General features: G+C 70.8%; 19 protein-coding genes. 11 read left to right on the plus strand and 8 right to left on the minus strand.

Translation table 11 applies throughout. From position 1 onward, the window contains the following. Positions 1–2: 2 nt before the first annotated feature. Positions 3–866: an ABC transporter permease gene (locus QFZ27_RS20385; protein WP_429228240.1), complete on the minus strand. Its 864-nt coding sequence runs from the start codon at positions 864–866 to the stop codon at positions 3–5. Then, positions 863–1,936, minus strand: coding sequence for an ABC transporter ATP-binding protein (locus tag QFZ27_RS20390; RefSeq protein WP_429228241.1), 1,074 nt, complete (start codon positions 1,934–1,936; stop codon positions 863–865). The genes QFZ27_RS20385 and QFZ27_RS20390 overlap by 4 nt, the downstream gene beginning before the upstream one ends. Before the next feature lie 205 nt (positions 1,937–2,141). Here QFZ27_RS20390 and QFZ27_RS20395 point away from each other — a divergent pair, with 205 nt between their 5' ends. From QFZ27_RS20395 to QFZ27_RS20415, 5 genes are all read left to right on the plus strand, one after another. Further along, positions 2,142–2,969, plus strand: a complete 828-nt coding sequence (locus QFZ27_RS20395) for an IclR family transcriptional regulator (protein ID WP_429228242.1) — start codon at positions 2,142–2,144, stop codon at positions 2,967–2,969. 40 nt (positions 2,970–3,009) lie between these two features. Continuing rightward, positions 3,010–4,047, plus strand: coding sequence for a class I SAM-dependent methyltransferase (locus QFZ27_RS20400; protein WP_429228243.1), 1,038 nt, complete (start codon positions 3,010–3,012; stop codon positions 4,045–4,047). After that, positions 4,044–4,754, plus strand: a complete 711-nt coding sequence (locus tag QFZ27_RS20405; RefSeq protein WP_429228244.1) for a pseudouridine synthase — start codon at positions 4,044–4,046, stop codon at positions 4,752–4,754. Before QFZ27_RS20400 ends, QFZ27_RS20405 begins: the two co-directional genes overlap by 4 nt. Before the next feature lie 338 nt (positions 4,755–5,092). Further along, entirely contained in the window at positions 5,093–5,413 is a 321-nt protein-coding gene (locus tag QFZ27_RS20410; RefSeq protein WP_429228245.1) for a hypothetical protein, read from the plus strand. 152 nt (positions 5,414–5,565) lie between these two features. After that, entirely contained in the window at positions 5,566–6,204 is a 639-nt protein-coding gene (locus QFZ27_RS20415) for an HD family hydrolase (protein ID WP_429228246.1), read from the plus strand. On the opposite strand, the gene QFZ27_RS20420 is transcribed toward QFZ27_RS20415, so the two are convergent. Then, positions 6,201–7,289, minus strand: a complete 1,089-nt coding sequence (locus QFZ27_RS20420) for an AbrB family transcriptional regulator (protein WP_429228247.1) — start codon at positions 7,287–7,289, stop codon at positions 6,201–6,203. The two genes, QFZ27_RS20415 and QFZ27_RS20420, sit on opposite strands and share 4 nt — an antisense overlap. A gap of 19 nt (positions 7,290–7,308) precedes the next feature. Further along, positions 7,309–7,881 (minus strand): hydrolase, encoded by a 573-nt coding sequence (locus QFZ27_RS20425; RefSeq protein ID WP_429228248.1) that lies wholly within the window; start codon positions 7,879–7,881, stop codon positions 7,309–7,311. A 155-nt stretch (positions 7,882–8,036) separates the two neighbouring features. On the opposite strand from QFZ27_RS20425, the gene QFZ27_RS20430 reads away from it, so the two are divergent. Further along, complete coding sequence (locus QFZ27_RS20430; RefSeq protein ID WP_429228249.1) at positions 8,037–8,633, plus strand: TetR/AcrR family transcriptional regulator; 597 nt, start codon at positions 8,037–8,039, stop codon at positions 8,631–8,633. On the opposite strand, the gene QFZ27_RS20435 is transcribed toward QFZ27_RS20430, so the two are convergent. After that, positions 8,624–9,907, minus strand: coding sequence for an MFS transporter (locus tag QFZ27_RS20435; protein ID WP_429228250.1), 1,284 nt, complete (start codon positions 9,905–9,907; stop codon positions 8,624–8,626). The two genes, QFZ27_RS20430 and QFZ27_RS20435, sit on opposite strands and share 10 nt — an antisense overlap. 115 nt (positions 9,908–10,022) lie before the next feature. Here QFZ27_RS20435 and QFZ27_RS20440 point away from each other — a divergent pair, with 115 nt between their 5' ends. From QFZ27_RS20440 to QFZ27_RS20450, 3 genes are all read left to right on the plus strand, one after another. Continuing rightward, a complete protein-coding gene (locus QFZ27_RS20440; RefSeq protein WP_429228251.1) occupies positions 10,023–10,943 on the plus strand; it encodes a LysR family transcriptional regulator in 921 nt (306 codons plus the stop codon). 391 nt (positions 10,944–11,334) lie between these two features. Beyond that, positions 11,335–12,036: a PhoH family protein gene (locus tag QFZ27_RS20445; protein ID WP_429228253.1), complete on the plus strand. Its 702-nt coding sequence runs from the start codon at positions 11,335–11,337 to the stop codon at positions 12,034–12,036. A gap of 91 nt (positions 12,037–12,127) precedes the next feature. Continuing rightward, positions 12,128–12,640 (plus strand): YciE/YciF ferroxidase family protein, encoded by a 513-nt coding sequence (locus QFZ27_RS20450; RefSeq protein ID WP_429228254.1) that lies wholly within the window; start codon positions 12,128–12,130, stop codon positions 12,638–12,640. Between the two features lie 90 nt (positions 12,641–12,730). Here the strand turns inward: QFZ27_RS20450 and QFZ27_RS20455 are convergent, their stop codons facing one another. Further along, on the minus strand, positions 12,731–13,042 hold the full coding sequence (locus QFZ27_RS20455; RefSeq protein ID WP_138891958.1) for a con-10 family general stress protein: 312 nt from the start codon (positions 13,040–13,042) through the stop codon (positions 12,731–12,733). 216 nt (positions 13,043–13,258) lie between these two features. On the opposite strand from QFZ27_RS20455, the gene QFZ27_RS20460 reads away from it, so the two are divergent. Then, positions 13,259–13,639, plus strand: a complete 381-nt coding sequence (locus tag QFZ27_RS20460) for a winged helix-turn-helix transcriptional regulator (protein ID WP_429228255.1) — start codon at positions 13,259–13,261, stop codon at positions 13,637–13,639. 19 nt (positions 13,640–13,658) lie between these two features. Here the strand turns inward: QFZ27_RS20460 and QFZ27_RS20465 are convergent, their stop codons facing one another. Further along, complete coding sequence (locus QFZ27_RS20465; protein WP_429228256.1) at positions 13,659–14,369, minus strand: Crp/Fnr family transcriptional regulator; 711 nt, start codon at positions 14,367–14,369, stop codon at positions 13,659–13,661. 164 nt (positions 14,370–14,533) lie between these two features. On the opposite strand from QFZ27_RS20465, the gene QFZ27_RS20470 reads away from it, so the two are divergent. After that, positions 14,534–15,049, plus strand: coding sequence for a hypothetical protein (locus QFZ27_RS20470; protein ID WP_429228257.1), 516 nt, complete (start codon positions 14,534–14,536; stop codon positions 15,047–15,049). A 50-nt stretch (positions 15,050–15,099) separates the two neighbouring features. Here QFZ27_RS20470 and QFZ27_RS20475 read toward each other — a convergent pair whose 3' ends face one another. Then, a complete protein-coding gene (locus tag QFZ27_RS20475; RefSeq protein WP_429228258.1) occupies positions 15,100–15,513 on the minus strand; it encodes an NUDIX hydrolase in 414 nt (137 codons plus the stop codon).

The following is a 15,513-nucleotide window of genomic DNA, read 5'->3' on the forward strand; positions in this document are numbered from 1 at the left end:
CCTCAGCCCAGGGTCTTCCGGTACCGTCCTTCGACGATCCGGTTGTAGCCGAGCATGATGGCCAGGTTGGCGACCAGCAGGATCACCGCGATGGCGGCGCCCAGCGGCCAGTTCAGCGAGTTCAGGTATTCGTCATAGACCACGGTCGCGACCATCTTCAGCCGCCGCCCGCCGAGCAGGCCGGGGATGGCGAAAGAGCTGGCGGCGAGGCCGAAGACGATCAGGCTGCCGGAGAGCAGGCCGGGCAGGATCTGCGGCAGCACCACCCGGCGCAGCACGGTGGCGTGCGAGGCGCCCAGCGACAGCGCCGCCTGCTCGGTCGCCGGATCCAGCTTCTGCAGCGAGGTCCAGACCGGGATGACCATGAAAGGCACCATGACGTGGACCAGCGCCACCACCACCGCGGTCTCGGTGTAGAGCAGCCGGACGCGGCCGAAGCCCAGCGCCTGCGTCGCCTCGTTCACCAAGCCGGTCGGGCCCAAGAGCATGCTCCAGCCGAAGGCGCGGACCACGACCGAGACCAGCAGCGGCGCCAGCACCACCAGCAGGAAGACCGACCGCCAGGGGCTGCGCATCCGGCTCAGCACATAGGCCTCCGGCGCGCCGACCACGATGCAGATCAGCGTGGTCAGGGCCGACAGGCGGAAGGTGCGCAGGAAGATCTCGTAGTAGTAGGGGTCGGTCAGCACCGTCAGGTACTGGCCGAGGGTCCACGCATCCTGCACGCCGGTGGCGTGGTCGTAGACGTGGAAGGACAGGATCAGGGTCAGCGCCAGCGGCGTCAGCACCAGCCCGGCGAACAGGATCGTCGCCGGCAGCGCCATCGCCGCCGGGGCCAGGCGCCCCTCGGCGGTCGCAGCGCTCATCGGGCGGACTCCGCGGCCTCGGCATCGCGCAGCACCCGGACCATCTCCGGCGCCCAATCGATGCCGGCTTGAGCGCCCTCCGGCAGCGGCTCGCCGCCGAGGTTCGGCGCCGCCACCAGCAGCTCGCCGGCCGGGCTGTCCAGATGGTACAGCCACTGGCTGCCCAGGAAATAGCGGCGCGAGACCGTGCCGGGCAGCCGGCCGGTGCCGGGGGCGCCCAGCATCAGCTTCTCCGGCCGCAGGCACAGCAGCACCCGGGTGCCGGCGGACAGGCCTTCTCCCGGGACCTCAAGGATCGCGGCGCCAACTGTTACTTGGGCGATGGCGCCAGCGTGCGCCACCATGCCATCCAGCAGGTTGGCCTTGCCGACGAAATCGGAGATGAAGCGGCTGCGCGGATGCTCGTACATCCGGTAGGGCTGGTCGATCTGGGTGATGCGGCCGCGCTCCATCACCACCACCCGGTCGCTGATCGACAGCGCCTCGGACTGGTCGTGGGTGACCATGATCGTGGTGGTGCCGGTGCGGCGCTGGATCTGGCGCAGCTCGAACTGCATCGCCTCGCGCAGCTTGGCGTCCAGGTTGGACAGCGGCTCGTCCAGCAGCAGCACCGGCGGCTCGATCACCAGGGCGCGGGCCAGGGCGACGCGCTGGCGCTGGCCGCCGGACAGGGACCGCGGATAGCGGCCGGCGAGGTGGTCGAGATGGACCAGCGCCAGCGCCTCTTCCACCCGCTTCGCCCGCTCGGGTTTGGCGACGCCGCGCATCTCCAGGCCGAAGGCGACGTTGTCGGCCACGGTCATGTGCGGGAACAGGGCATAGCTCTGGAACACCACGCCGAGGCCGCGGCGGTTCGGCTTCACCTGGGTCAGGTCCTGCCCGTCGAGCACGATCCGGCCGGTGGTGGCGGGCACGAAGCCGGCGACCATTTGCAAGGTGGTGGTCTTGCCGCAGCCGGAGGGGCCGAGCAGCGACACGAACTCGCCGCGCTCCACCGTCAAATCGAGATCGGCGACCGCCGCGACGTCGCCATAGAGCTTCGAGATCCGCTCGAGACGGAGGAAGGTCACTGCTGTCTCCCTGGCATCCCTGTCCGATGACCGTTTCGGTCCCGCCGGTCTTGCCTTCCGTCGAACGGAAGGTGCAGGCGCGTTTCTCCAAAAGACTCTTTCGGGATGGTGAGTCAAGGCGACATTCCATTTTTTTGGGAGTATTGTGATTAGGATTCCGGATAACGGAATCAGTGGTGGGAAAGGCGGCCTGGAGTTTCCGGAAATGGCGAAAGAGAGCGAGGCGCCGGGCAAGAGCCTGCAGCGCGGTTTCGCCATTCTGCGCGCGCTAGCCGAGGCGGGCGGGGAGGGGGCGAAGCTGATCCGCATCGCCGAGGCCACCGGCCTGACCCAGGCGACGGTGCATCGGCTGCTGCAGGCGCTGCAGGCGGAAGGCATGGTGGAGCAGGACGGGCGCAGCCGGCTGTACCGGCTCGGCATCGACTTCTTCGCCCTGGCGGCGCGGGCCGGGAACCCCGGCAATCTGCGCGACCTGTGCCGGCCGGTGCTGCAGCGCCTGTCGGCCATGCTCGGCGACACCGTGTTCCTGCTGGTGCGCAGCGGCTTCGACGCGATGTGCCTGGACCGCTGCGAAGGGCCGTTCCCGATCCGCTCCTTCACCGGCGACATCGGCGGCCGGGTGCCGCTCGGGGTCGGGCAGGGGGCGCTGGTGATCCTGGCCTTCCTGCCGGAGGCGGAGCGCGAGGAGGTGATCCGCTTCAACGTCCCGCGCCTGGTCGGCCAGGGCTTCATGGACGAGGTCTATCTGCGCGCCGAGATGGCCAAGGCGCGCGAGGCGGGCTTCGCGGCCCGGCGCGACTTCGTGCTGCCCGGCATGGGCGGCGCGGCAGTGCCGATCCTGGACCGTGACAGCCGGGCGGCGGCGGCGCTCAGCATCGGCACGATCTCGGAGCGGCTGGGCGAGGATCGGCTGCCGACTGTGGTCGAGATCCTGAAGCGCGAGGCGGCGGCGATCGGCCCGCGGGTCAACCCGTTCGATCCGGCGCTGCGCCGCCCGGCGCAGCTGCTGGGCAGCGCCTCGCGCGGCGGGTGACACTTCCGTTTTCGGCGGCGATATGCCAGGGAGGGCCGGCATGACCGACGATCCCGCGCTCGACACCCTGTTCCTGCCGTTCCACAGCGGCACCCTGGCCTGGCCAACGGATGGCCGGGCGCTGCTGCTCGGCGCCCGCGCCGGCGCCGCTTTGGCCGAGTTCGCGTCGCCGGCCCTGGTCTGCGAGCAGAGCTTCCAGCCGCGGGCCGCGGCGCTGGAGGCGGCAGGGCTGAGCGTCTCGACCAGGGTCGAGGGCCGCTTCCCGTTGGTGCTGGTGCTGCCGCCGCGGCAGCGCGAGGCGGCGCGGGCGCTGCTGGCCCGGGCGCTGGACCAGGCCGAGCCGGGCGGGATGGTGGTGGTCAGCCTGGCCAACACCGACGGCGCCCGCTCGGCCGAGGAGGATCTGGCCCGGTTGGCCGGCCCGGTCGACAGCCTGTCGAAGAACCGGTGCCGCGTGTTCTGGGCGCAGGCCAACACCGGTGACCCGGCCTTGCGCGTGGAGTGGGCGGCGCTGGACGAACCGCGGCCGGTGGCCGATGGTCGCTTCCTCAGCCGCCCCGGCCTGTTCGCCTGGGACCGGATCGATCCCGGCTCCGCCCTGCTTGCCGCCCATCTGCCGGCTGATCTGAAAGGGCAGGGCGCCGATCTCGGCGCCGGCTTCGGCACCCTCGCGGCCGAGGTCCTGGACCGCTGTTCCGAGGTGACGGCGCTCGACCTCTACGAGGCCGAGGCGCGGGCGCTGGAGTTGGCGCGGCGCAACCTCGAGCCCTATGCCGGCCGGGTCGCGCTCGATTTCCTCTGGCACGATGTCGCCACCGGGCTGCCGCGGGACCGGCGCTATCACTTCATCGTCACCAACCCGCCCTTCCACGAGGGCGGGCGGGCCGACCGGCACGATCTCGGCCGGGCCTTCATCGCCGCCGCGGCGGCCGCGCTGCGCCAGAAGGGCCGGCTGTTCCTGGTGGCGAACCGGCATTTGCCCTATGAGGCGACGCTGGAGAAGGCCTTCGTCAAGGTCCGCCGCATCGCCGATGACGGCGCCTACAAGGTGATCGAGGCGTCGAAGGGCGTGCGATGAAGCTCGTCCGCCGCCTCGCCAATCTCGGCTATGGTAGCCGCAGGCAGGTCGAGGCGCTGCTGCGCGACGGCCGCGTCACCGACGCCGACGGCCGGCCGCTGGGCGCCGAAGCGCAGCCGGAGCACGAGGCGATCCGGATCGACGGCCAGCCGCTCGACCCGCCGCCCGGTGCCGTGCTGATGCTGCACAAGCCGGCCGGCTATACCTGCTCGACCAGCGATCCCGGCCGGGTGGTGTATGAGCTGCTGCCGCCACGCTTCCGCCTGCGCAACCCGATCATCGCCCCGGTCGGGCGGCTGGACCGCGACACCACCGGCCTGCTGCTGCTGACCGATGACGGGCCGCTGCTGCACCGGATCATCTCGCCGAAGAGCCGGATCCCGAAGGTCTACGAGGCGACGCTGGCCCGCGACCTGACCGGGGAGGAAGCGGCGGTCTTCGCCGCCGGCACGCTGATGCTGCGGTCGGAGACCACGCCGCTGGCGCCGGCGGTGCTGGAGCCGCTCGGCCCTCGCCGCGCCCGGCTGACCGTGACCGAGGGCCGCTACCATCAGGTCCGGCGCATGTTCGCGGCCGCCGGCAACCATGTCGAGGCGTTGCATCGGACCGCCGTCGGCGGCCTCGGCCTCGATGATCTGGCAGAGGGCAAGTGGCGGATTCTGGTGCCGGCCGAGGCGGCGCGAGTGTTCAAGCCGACGGTGCCTTGAACAGATGTTCGGCGGCTCAGACGCCGGGCGCTTCATAGGAATGTAATATTATAACTCCTTCTACAATTTTCCTTGTCGGGGCGTCGCTGCTGGCGCAGAGTGCCGACCCTGCAGGTCGGAGATCGGCCGCGAGGGCGTAGAGAACGGGTTTTCCGTCAGCCCCGCCGGCCCGTGTGTTTGTCGGTTTGGCATCCGTTCCCCGGTGCCGATGCGCTCCACAGGATCCGTCGCATCGCCGATGACCATGGGACCGATTCTCTCCTGCAAGAACCACGGCGCGCGGCGGGCTTTCGGGGCCGCCGAGAGCCGCAACGACAAAAGCCGCTGGAGGAACCGCCATGGCAGGTCAGCACCGCAGGCGTCCCAAGACGAATCCGGCCCCGATGCGGGCGGATGAACACGAGACCTCTCTTCCGCCGAAAGCCGCGAATGACACCGTCGCCGTGGTCCCGATGAGGGAGATCGCGGAATTGGCCCCCTCGGCCGAGCAACCCGCCGCCCCCCGCACGTCCCGCATCCAGGCCGCGCTGCGGGCCGAGATGCTGTGTCGCGGGCTGCGCCTGTCCCAGGCGCAATTCGCCCGCCGCTACGGCCCGGCCGGCGCCATCGTGCGCAACTGGGCTCCGCGCGAAGGGCGGACGAGCGGCATCAAGGTATAGCCCTCCCCCGAAGATCCTGAGCGATCCCGACCGGCGGCCGCCGACGCGGCCTGCCGGTCTGCGCTTGTCCGCACCATAGCGCCGCGGATGACAGCCCGTCGGGTTCGGTGCTACCCGGAAGGGCGGTGCGGTCAGGGGATCGAGGGGAACGGATGCGCTGGGACGGACGGACGGCGATGGCGCGGGCCTGGGTCCGGCTGCCGTCGGGCAAGCGGCTCGATCTGCTCAACCCCACCCCGTTCGACTGGGACGACCGCGACCTCGCGCTCGGCCTGGCCCGCACCTATCGCTGGGGCGGGCATTCGGCCTGGCCGCTGCCGCTGTCGGTCGCCCAGCACTCGCTGGCCGTGCTGGCGCTGTGCCGGGCCTGGGCGCCGGCCCCGCTGTCGCCGCTGGCCGAGCTGCGCGAGCTGCTGCACGACGCCGATGAGGGGCTGCTGGGCTTCGATCCGCTGTCGGTGATCAAGCCCTTCCTGGGCCAGGAGTTCCGCGACCTCGCCGCGCGGCTCGAGGACACGGTGTTCCTGCGCTATGGCCTGCCGCGCTGGACGGTGGAGCAGAAGGCCTTCCACAAGCGCGCCGACCGGGTGGCCGCGGCCAGCGAGGCGATCCATGTGGTCGGCTGGACCCGCGACGAGGTCTGGCGGGTGCTGAAGATCCGGTTCCGTCCGGTCGAGGACGACCCGCTGTGGCCCGTCTATGGCGGCACGCCCTGGGAGCCTTGGGCGCCCGACGTGGCGGCAGAGCGCTTCCTGGAGGAGCTGGGCCGGCTGAAGGCGGCCGCCGCCTAGGACGCGTGCGGGGATCGCCGGGCGATGAAACGCGCCACCGCCGGGCCGAGAAGCACCACCAGGGAGAAGCGCACGGTCTGCAGCGCCATGACGAAGGGCAGGTCGACATCGCTGGAGGCGGCGATGATGGCGATCGAATCCATGCCGCCGGGGCTGGTCGCCAGATAGGCCGTCAGCGGGTCGACCCCGAGGGTCCGCACCAGCACGAAGGCGAGGCCGCTGCAGAAGGCGATCAGTGCCGCGATCGACAGCAGGATCTGCGGCAGCGCCCGGGCGGCATGCACCAGCACCGACCGGGTGAAGCCGAGGCCGATGTTCCAGCCGATCAGCGCATAGGCGAGGGCGAGCAGCCATTCCGGCAGCTCGATCTCGATCAGGCCAGACGCGTGCAGCACCGCCCCGACCACCAGCGGCACCAGCATCGACCCGGCGGGGATGCGCAGCCGCCGCCCGGCCACGGCGCCCAGCGCGGCCAAAGCCAGCGTCGCCGCGAAGGCGCCGGCATCGACCGGCGGGAACCAGACGATCGCCGCCGGCCCGGCATCGCCCGCGTCGACCCAGAAGCGGGCGATCAGCGAGGCGGCGGTGGCGACGCAGACGACGCGCAGATACTGCATGAAGGCGACCAGCCGGGCATCGGCGCCGAAGGCCTCGGCCATCAGCACCATGGCGGTGGCGGCGCCGGGGGAGGAGCCCCAGACGCCGGTGGTGCCGGGCAGCACCTGCCAGCGGCTCATCAGCCAGCCCAGCAGGCTGCTGGCCGCCAGCGTCGCCAGCACGATCGCCAGGAACAGCGGCCAGTCGCGCAGGAAGGACACCAGGATCGACGGCGTGATCGCTCCGGCGATCAGGCAGCCGATGATCGCCTGGGCGCCGAGATAGGGCCGGCGCGGCACCCGGATGGTGCCGCCGCCGACCCCGACCAGGATGCCCGCGATCATCGGGCCCAGCAGCAGCGCGGCAGGCAGGGCGGCGGCCTGCAGCAGGGCGGCGGCGGCGGCCGACACGGCCAGGAGGACGGCCCATTGCCCGGCACGCGGCAGCCTGGCCAGGACCGGCAGGGCCGGGCCGTTCACGGAAACCACTGCAGCCTCGCTTTCCGCCTCAGGGCCGGCCGAGCAGGATGTCCGCCGCCTGGGAGACGATTCCGATGCGCGGCAGGATAGACTCGACCGCAAAGCCATGCATCTCCGCCGACAGGCTGGTCATCGCGTCCTCGGCGAAGACCACGGCGTAGTTCAGCTCCCAGGCGTTGCGGGCGGTGGATTCGACGCCGAAATTTGTGGCGATGCCGGCCAGCACGATGGTCGTGACGCCACGCCGGCGCAGCTGCAGGTCGAGGTCGGTGCCGGTGAAGGCGCCCCAGTGCCGCTTGGTGACGACGACGTCGCCCGGCTCGGCCAAGCCCTCGGCGAGGTCGCTCCAGCCTGCCGGCAGGCCGCCGGCCGGGCGGGTCATCGGCCGGTCCACCGGCTGGCGAGGCGCATCGGCGTAGTCCGGCGCCCAGCCGACGCGGACCGGGACCACCAGGGCGCCGGCGGCGCGGAAGCGCGCGGCCAGCGCCTTGGCCGTGGCCAGCACCTCCGCCCCGCTGCGGGGCGCGACCGGCATGCCGAGGATACCGTTCTGCAGATCGATCAGGACCAGGGCGGTGCTGCGCGGGTCGAGAGTGGGCATGGTCGTCGCCTTTCGCGGCAGGCAGCGCGCCTCCGGTGCCGCCGGCCGGGGCCGGGCGGATGGACGGGGGCGGGTGCATGTGAAAATATGAGGATAGCCTCGCAATCAGTTTTATGAGCATGTCCTCACAAAAGTCAACCGCCTCCGACGCTGTCGTGAGGCGCGAGCCCCGGCGCCAGCGCGGGCGCGACCGCGTCGCGGCACTGCTGCAGGCGGGGGCGGCCGTGTTCGCCGAGAAGGGTTACGAGGCGACGACGATGACCGAGGTCGCGGCTCGGGCCGGGGCGTCGATTGGCTCGCTGTACCAGTTCTTCCCGAGCAAGGAGGCGCTGGCCGACGCGCTGCTGGCCGGCTATGGCGAGCAGGTGCTGGCCGGGCTGCAGGCGGTCGAGGCGCAGGCGGCGCAGTTGGCCGTCCCGGCGCTGGCGGATGCGCTGATCGACCTGCTGGTCGGGCTGAAGGAGAAGCGCGCGGCGGCGCTGGTGCTGTTCGAGGCGCGGCGGGACGTCGCCCAGCCGTTGCGGCTGCGCGACGACATGCGCGAGGGGGTGGCCCGGATCCTGGGTCTGCGCGCGCCCGGGCTGCCGCCGGACCGGGCCATGGCGATGGCGATCGTCGTGCTGCTGCAGATGAAGGCGGCGGCGGTGCTCGGCGTCGAGCCGGGGCTGAAGCCGCGCGCCGCCGCCCTGGCCGAGCTGCGGCGGATGACCCGGCTCTACCTCGTCGAGGGCCTGGGCCCCGATCAGGCCTGACGCGGCGGCAGGATCACCAGGCGCAGGGCGACCAGCAGCGCCGCCAGGGCCAGGGCGCCGATCATCAGGGTGACGCCGGGCCAGCCCCAATCGGCCCAGGCCACGCCGCCGAGCGAGCCGGCGACGCTGGAGCCGAGATAATAGAAGAACAGGTACAGCGAGGAGGCCTGGGCGCGGGCATGCCGCGCCCGGCGGCCGACCCAACTGCTGGCCACCGAATGGGCGCCGAAGAAGCCGAAGGTCAGCACGGCGACGCCGGCGATGATCGCCCACAGATCGTCGCTGCGGGTCAGGGCGATGCCGGCCAGCATCAGCACGATCGGCGCCCAGAACACCCGGCGGCGGCCAAGCACGCCGGCGAGATGGCCGACCCAGATCGAGGCGCCGATGCCGATCAGATAGACCGCGAAGATGGCCGCCACCGCGGTCTGGCTGAGCCCGTAGGGCGGCGCCAGCAGGCGGAAGCCGGTGTAGTTGTAGAGCGTGACGAAGGCCCCCATCAGCAGGAAGCCTTCCAGGAACAGCCAGCGCAGCCCGGGGTCGCGCAGATGGTCGGCGAAGGCGGCCAGCAGCAGCCGCGGCCGCAGCGGCCGGGGCGTGAAATGCGCCGAGGGCGGCAGGCTGCGCCAGAACAGCGCGGCGCAGACCAGGCCGGAGAGCCCGACCACGCCGAGGCCGAGGCGCCAGGAGGCGAGGTCGGTCAGAATGCCGGCGATCAAGCGGCCACCCAGCCCGCCCATGGCGCTGCCACCGATGAACAGCCCCATCGCCAGCCCGACCGAACGGGGATGCATCTCCTCGCTGACATAGGCCATGGCGACGGCCGGCAATCCGCTGACCGCCAGCCCCATCAGCGCTCTCAACACCAGGAGCCCGTGCCAGGACGGCATCAGGGCGGAGAGAATGGTCAGGATCGCCGAGGCGAACAGCGAGGCTACCATCACCGGCTTGCGGCCCCAGGCCTCGGACAGGGCGCCGGCGACCAGCAGCGCGACGGCCAGCGTCCCGGTGGTCAGCGACAGCGACAGGCTGCTCTCGGCCGCGCTGATGCCATAGGTCGCGGCGAAGACCGGCATCAGCGGCTGCACGCAGTAGATCAGGGCGAAGGTGGCGAAGCCGGCGGCGAACAGCGCCAGGTTGGTGCGGTGGAAGGCGGCGGTGCCGTGCTCGATGAAGGCGACGACGTCCTCGGCCGCGATCGTCCCCGCCGGAATGGCGTCGGCAACCGATGGAGGGGCGGAATGGCGCGGCAGCGACTGGACCGATGAGGTCACGGGAAGTCTCCGGCCAGGATTGCGGAAGGGAGATGCGCCCGGCCCTTACGGAAACATGGCCACGTCGATTGATAGTGTCCAATATGTTTAACGGCATGTTTGATCGCTTTGGCGAATGATGGAACTGAGGCATCTGCGCTACGTCGTGGCCCTGGCGGAGGAGCTGCATTTCAGCCGGGCGGCGGCGCGGCTCGGCATCTCCCAGCCGCCGCTGAGCCAGCAGATCCAGGCGCTGGAGGAGGAGCTCGGCGCCCGGCTGTTCGAGCGCAGCAACCGGCGGGTGGCGCTGACCGAGGTCGGCCGGCTGTTCCTGGAGCAGGCGCGGACGGTGCTGGCCGCGGCCGACCGGGCGGCGGAGGTGGCGCGCCGGGCGCAGCGCGGCGAGATCGGCGAGATCCGCATTGCCTTCACCGCCTCCGCCCCGTTCACCACGCTGATCCCGCAGACGATCTTCGCCTTCCGCCGCAGCCACCCGGACGTGCATCTGGAGCTGCAGGAGATGCCGACCCGGCAGCAGATCGAGGCGCTGGCGGAGCGGCGGCTGCAGATCGGCTTCCTGCGCAACCCGACCTACCCGCCGGTGCCGGACGGGATCGAGGTGCGCGAGCTGTTCCGCGACCCGCTGGTGGCGGCGCTGCGCACCGACCATCCGCTGGCGGCGGGTGCCCCTGCGCCGCTGGCCCTGGCCGAGCTGGCCGACGAATCCTTCGTCTGCTATCCGCGCGACGCCGGCACCAGCCTGTACGACCAGATGATCGGCCTGTGCCGCGACGCCGGGTTCAGCCCGCGGCTGGGGCAGGAGGCGCGCGAGGTCTCGACCATCGTCGGACTGGTCGCGGCCGGGCTCGGCGTGGCGCTGCTGCCGGCGTCGCTGCAGCGAATCCAGGTCGAGGGCGTGGTGTTCCGCGTTCTGTCCGACCCTGGCGCCGTCACCACCATGTGGCTGACCTGGCGCCGGGACGAGACCTCGCCGGCGGCGCGCGCCTTCATCGACATGGCGACCCGGCCGGATGCGGTGTCTGGTGGCAGCCGCTAGATCTAGCCGCAGGCCGGCCGGGGTTTGGCACAATTGGTATGAATTTTCCGTGTCGCCCTTCTTTTCGCTGGTGCAGCACGAGGGTTGGTGAGACGCTTCTCATGGCGACGTGATTTCCGTCGCCAGTGATCGGAAAGGCGACATGCAAGGGCAGCAGCCTGGCATCACCATCCGCTTCCCGGCTCCCACCAGGGCCAGCATCAGCATCGCCGCTCGTTCGAACGCCCCTCGCAGGGGCGTTTGTCGTTTTCGGCCGTCCGTTCCGATCCGTCACCTGTCCTGTTCCACCCGACCCGATGGAGGGTTCCGGCGAATGAGATCTCCCGGTGAAGGGGGCCGCAACTGGGATCCCCTGTTCGAGGATGCAAGCGAGAGCAAAGGACGACGTTCCATGGCCAAACGCAGCGCTTCCACCGCCCGTATCGTCCCGATCAGCGAGGGCTACGACGATGATTTCCGGGAGCAGAGCTATCTGAAGACGGTCAAGCCGCGGACCGCCAATCAGGAAGTTCTGATGAAGGCGATCGACGGCCATGCGATGACCCTGGCCCTCGGCCCCGCCGGCACGGGCAAGACCTATCTCGCCGTGTCCAAGGCGGTCGAGGCGCTGACCGCCGAGCGGGTCAGCCGCATCGTCATCACCCGGCCGGTGGTGGAGGCCGGCGAGAGCCTCGGCTACCTGCCCGGCGACATCAACGAGAAGATGGACCCCTGGATGCGCCCGATCTACGACGCGCTGTCCGACCGTCTCGGCGCCAAGCAGGTGCGCCAGATGACCAAGGAGGGGATCGTCGAGATCGCGCCGCTCGCCTATATGCGCGGCCGCACCATCTCGCGCAGCTTCGTCATCGTCGACGAGGCGCAGAACATGACCTTCCAGCAGCTGAAGATGCTGCTGACCCGCCTGGGCTGGCACTCGACCATGGTGATCACCGGCGACCCCGACCAGACCGACCTGCTGCCCGGCCTGTCCGGGCTGGAGGAGGCGGCGCGGCGGCTGGAGCCGCTGGACGGCGTCGCCGTCGTCCGGCTGACCACCGCGGACATCGTGCGCCACCCGCTGGTCGCCGCGATGATGCCGCTGCTGGCCTGATCCGGAACCGCGGGCCGGACGCCGCCATTGGTTGGGACGAGGGCTGCCGCACCGCCGGCGGCCCTCGTCACCAGCCACAGCGAGGCCGGCCATGGCAACGAAGACGCTGCACGATCTGTTCCTCAACGAGCTGAAGGACCTCTACAGCGCCGAGCAGCAGCTGACCCGGACGCTGCCGAAGATGGCGCGCGCCGCCACCAATCCGGAGCTGAAGCAGGGCTTCGAGCATCATCTCGAGCAGACCAAGGTCCAGGTCGAGCGCCTGGACACCGTGTTCAAGGGCCTCGAGGCGTCGCCGCGCGGCCAGAGCTGCGAGGCGATGGAGGGGCTGCTGGCCGAGGCGCAGGAACTGACCGAGCTCGGGCTCGAGCCCGACGCGCTCGACGCCGCGCTGATCGCCGCGGCGCAGAAGGTCGAGCATTACGAGATCGCCTCCTACGGCACCGTCTGCACCTGGGCCAAGGCGATGCAGCACGACCAGGCGCTGACCCTGCTGCTGGAGACGCTGGCGGAGGAGAAGGCGACCGACGAGACGCTGACCAAGCTGGCCAAGACCACGGTCAACGCCGCGGCGGCCCGGCACACCCATCCGCGGGCGGCCTGAAGCACCGCGTTCGGCCGGTCGAGCACTCTCGCAGCAAAAGAAAGGGCAGGCCCGTGCCTGCCCTGATGCCGCGACGTCAGCGCTGTCGCGTCAATGCGGCCCGTGGCCGGAGAGACCGCCCTTCCGCCCGGCTTCCGCCGCGCGCTCGCGGTCATTGGCGAAGTTGCCGCCGCTTTCCTGCCCACCCTTGCGGCCTGCCGCCGCCGCCCGGGCCGGATCGTTCTTGAAGTTGCCGCCGCTGTGCTGGCCGCCCTTGCGGCCGGCTTCGGAAGCGCGGGCGGGGTCATGGGCGAAGTTGCCGCTGCTCTTCTGGCCGCCCTTGCGGCCGGCTTCCGCCGCTCGCTCCCGATTGTAGGCGAAGTTCCCGGCGCCGCCCCGGTGCGGAGTCTGGCTGCTCGCCATAATCCAAGCTCCCTTGCTGTGGGCTCACGTCATGGGAATAGGCCGCAGCGAGGCGAGGTTCCCAATGAAAAATCCTTAACTTTCAGCCGCTTCGGTAAGCTTCGCTTTCGGGCTTTCGGCGCGACCGCGAGCCTGCGGCAACGAGGTGGTTCCGGCCAGGATTTCAGTTCCGATAGTATACCGGCGTGGTTGTCGCGATGGACGGAGGAGCGGATCATGGTTGCGCGGCAGATGGTGGACGGGGCGTTTCATCCCTGTCCGATCCGGGACGTGCTGGACCGGATCGGCGACCGCTGGAGCCTGTTGGTGCTGCAGACGCTGGCGCCGGGGGTGAAGCGCTTCACCGTGGTCAAGCGCGAGATCGGCGACATCTCCCAGCGCATGCTGGCGCAGACGCTGCGCCGGCTGGAGCAGGACGGGCTGGTGACGCGCACGGTGCATCCGACGATCCCGCCCCGAGTGGACTATGCGCTGACACCGCTGGGCCGGTCGCTGATGGAGCCACTCGACGCGCTGGTGCGCTGGGCCGACCAGCATCACGACAAGGTGCGCGCCGCCCGGATGGCTTATGTGCCGCCGACCGCGGAAGCCGCGTAATACTCGGGAGACCCGGCGCTCAGGCCGCCAGCTTCTTCGCCGTCCTTTTTTCGAGCGCCGCAGCGTCCAGGACCTGCAGCCGCCGTCCCTTGATCTGGAACAGCCCATCGCGCTGCAGCCGCTTCAGCGTCCGGTTGGCGTGCACCAGCGAGATGCCGAGCGCGTCGGCGATATGCTGCTGGGTCAGCGGGAACGGCATGCCGTCGCTTCGCACCATGTCGCGCGCCTCGGCCCGGCCGTACAGGTCGAGGACCAGGGCCGCCACCCGCTCCGGCGCGGTGCGCTGGCCCAGCGACAGCAACTGCTCCTCCATCGCGCGCTTCTGGTCCGCGGTCAGCGCGGCGAAGCGGAGGGCGATCTCCGGCTGGGCCTGGGACAGGCCGACGATGTCCTGGTAGGGGACGACGCAGAGCGAGACATCGGTGATCGCCTCGATCGAGGTGACGGCACTGTCGAAGAACTGGGCCTGGAAGCCGATCACGTCGCCCGGCAGGATGAAGGACAGGATCTGCCGGCGGCCGTCCGGCAGCGCCTTGAACCGCATCGCCCAGCCGCGGGCCACGGTGTAGAGTGGCGGGTTGGGATCGCCCTCGGTCATGATCCGCGCGCCGGCCGGGAAGCCGACATCCTCGACCCGGCGCCGCTGGATATAGTCGAGCAGCTCAGGATCGAGGATCCTGAGCTGCGGCACGTCGGCATCAAGCTTCACGTTGAGGTCGTGCGGGGACATGGCAGGTTCTCCCGGTTCGGCGTGTCAGAAACGTGCCGAGGCGGCAGAGGGTTCCGAGGCCCCGTGGCGGCTCGCCGTCAGCGCATCGCATTGACCCCGCTGCGGCGGCGAGGCTAAGTCGGGGCGGGGCGATTCGGACCCCGCCGGACATTTCGGGAGCCCCCATGCTGCGCCGCCTGCCGCTCGCCTTCGCACTTCTCGTCGCCGCCTGCGCCACCCAGCCGGTGTCGGGACCGCGCACCGGCTATCAGCCGCAGACCACGGCGCATCTGACCGGGGCAGTCGCGGTCAACCCGATGGACTACCGGCCGCGCAGCGGGGTGGCGCCGCAGGGCAGCGTGCGCGACGTGCCGGGCTACGTCACCAACGCGCTGAAAGCCGAGCTGCGCCGCGCCGGCGCCGGGCTGAACTCGTCACGCTGCGTCCTCGACGCCACGGTCCGCGACTTCAAGGTCGACCGGGCAGGGGCGGAGGAGCATTACGGCGTCGACATCCATTACGTGCTGGCGGTCGGCGGCAACGTCCAGTTCGACCAGGCCTTCGGCACCACCTTCACGGTGGCCCGCGGCCAGTCGGTGGACCGCGCGGTGGACGACGCCATCGCCAAGAACCTGAACTTTCTTCTGAAGGACGATTGGTTCGCCACCCTGCTGCTGCGGGAATGCAGCGGCCGCGCTTAAGGGCGGACTGAACCGAAGCCGGGCCGGAGGCCTGGCCCTTCGGACCGGCATCACGACGTCGACCTCGCCGACACCGCCTTGCCGATCGAGGCCCTGGGCAGCCGGACGGCCTCGTCGACCGGGACCCACCGGATCTCGCTGTGCTCGTCGCCCAGCATCCGCGGCTCGCCTTCGGTCCAGCCGGTGACGACGAAGACGTGGTACCGGGCTTCGCCGTTCCGGACGGGATCGGGGGCCGGCAATGTCGCGACCAGGCGGTGGTGCAGGGGCGTGACCCCGGCCTCCTCCTGCACCTCGCGAATCAGCGCCTGCTCCGGCGTCTCCCCGGCCTCGAAATGGCCGCCCAGCACATCCCAGCAATCCGGATAGAAGCGGCGCTGCGGCGTGCGGCGGCCCAACAGGATGCGCCCGTCGCGCAGCAGGATGGCGCAGGCGATCTGCTTCATCGAGCCCGCCTTGGTCAT

The sequence above is a fragment of the Inquilinus ginsengisoli genome, from assembly GCF_050434925.1.
GTDB lineage: Bacteria > Pseudomonadota > Alphaproteobacteria > DSM-16000 > Inquilinaceae > Inquilinus > Inquilinus ginsengisoli_B.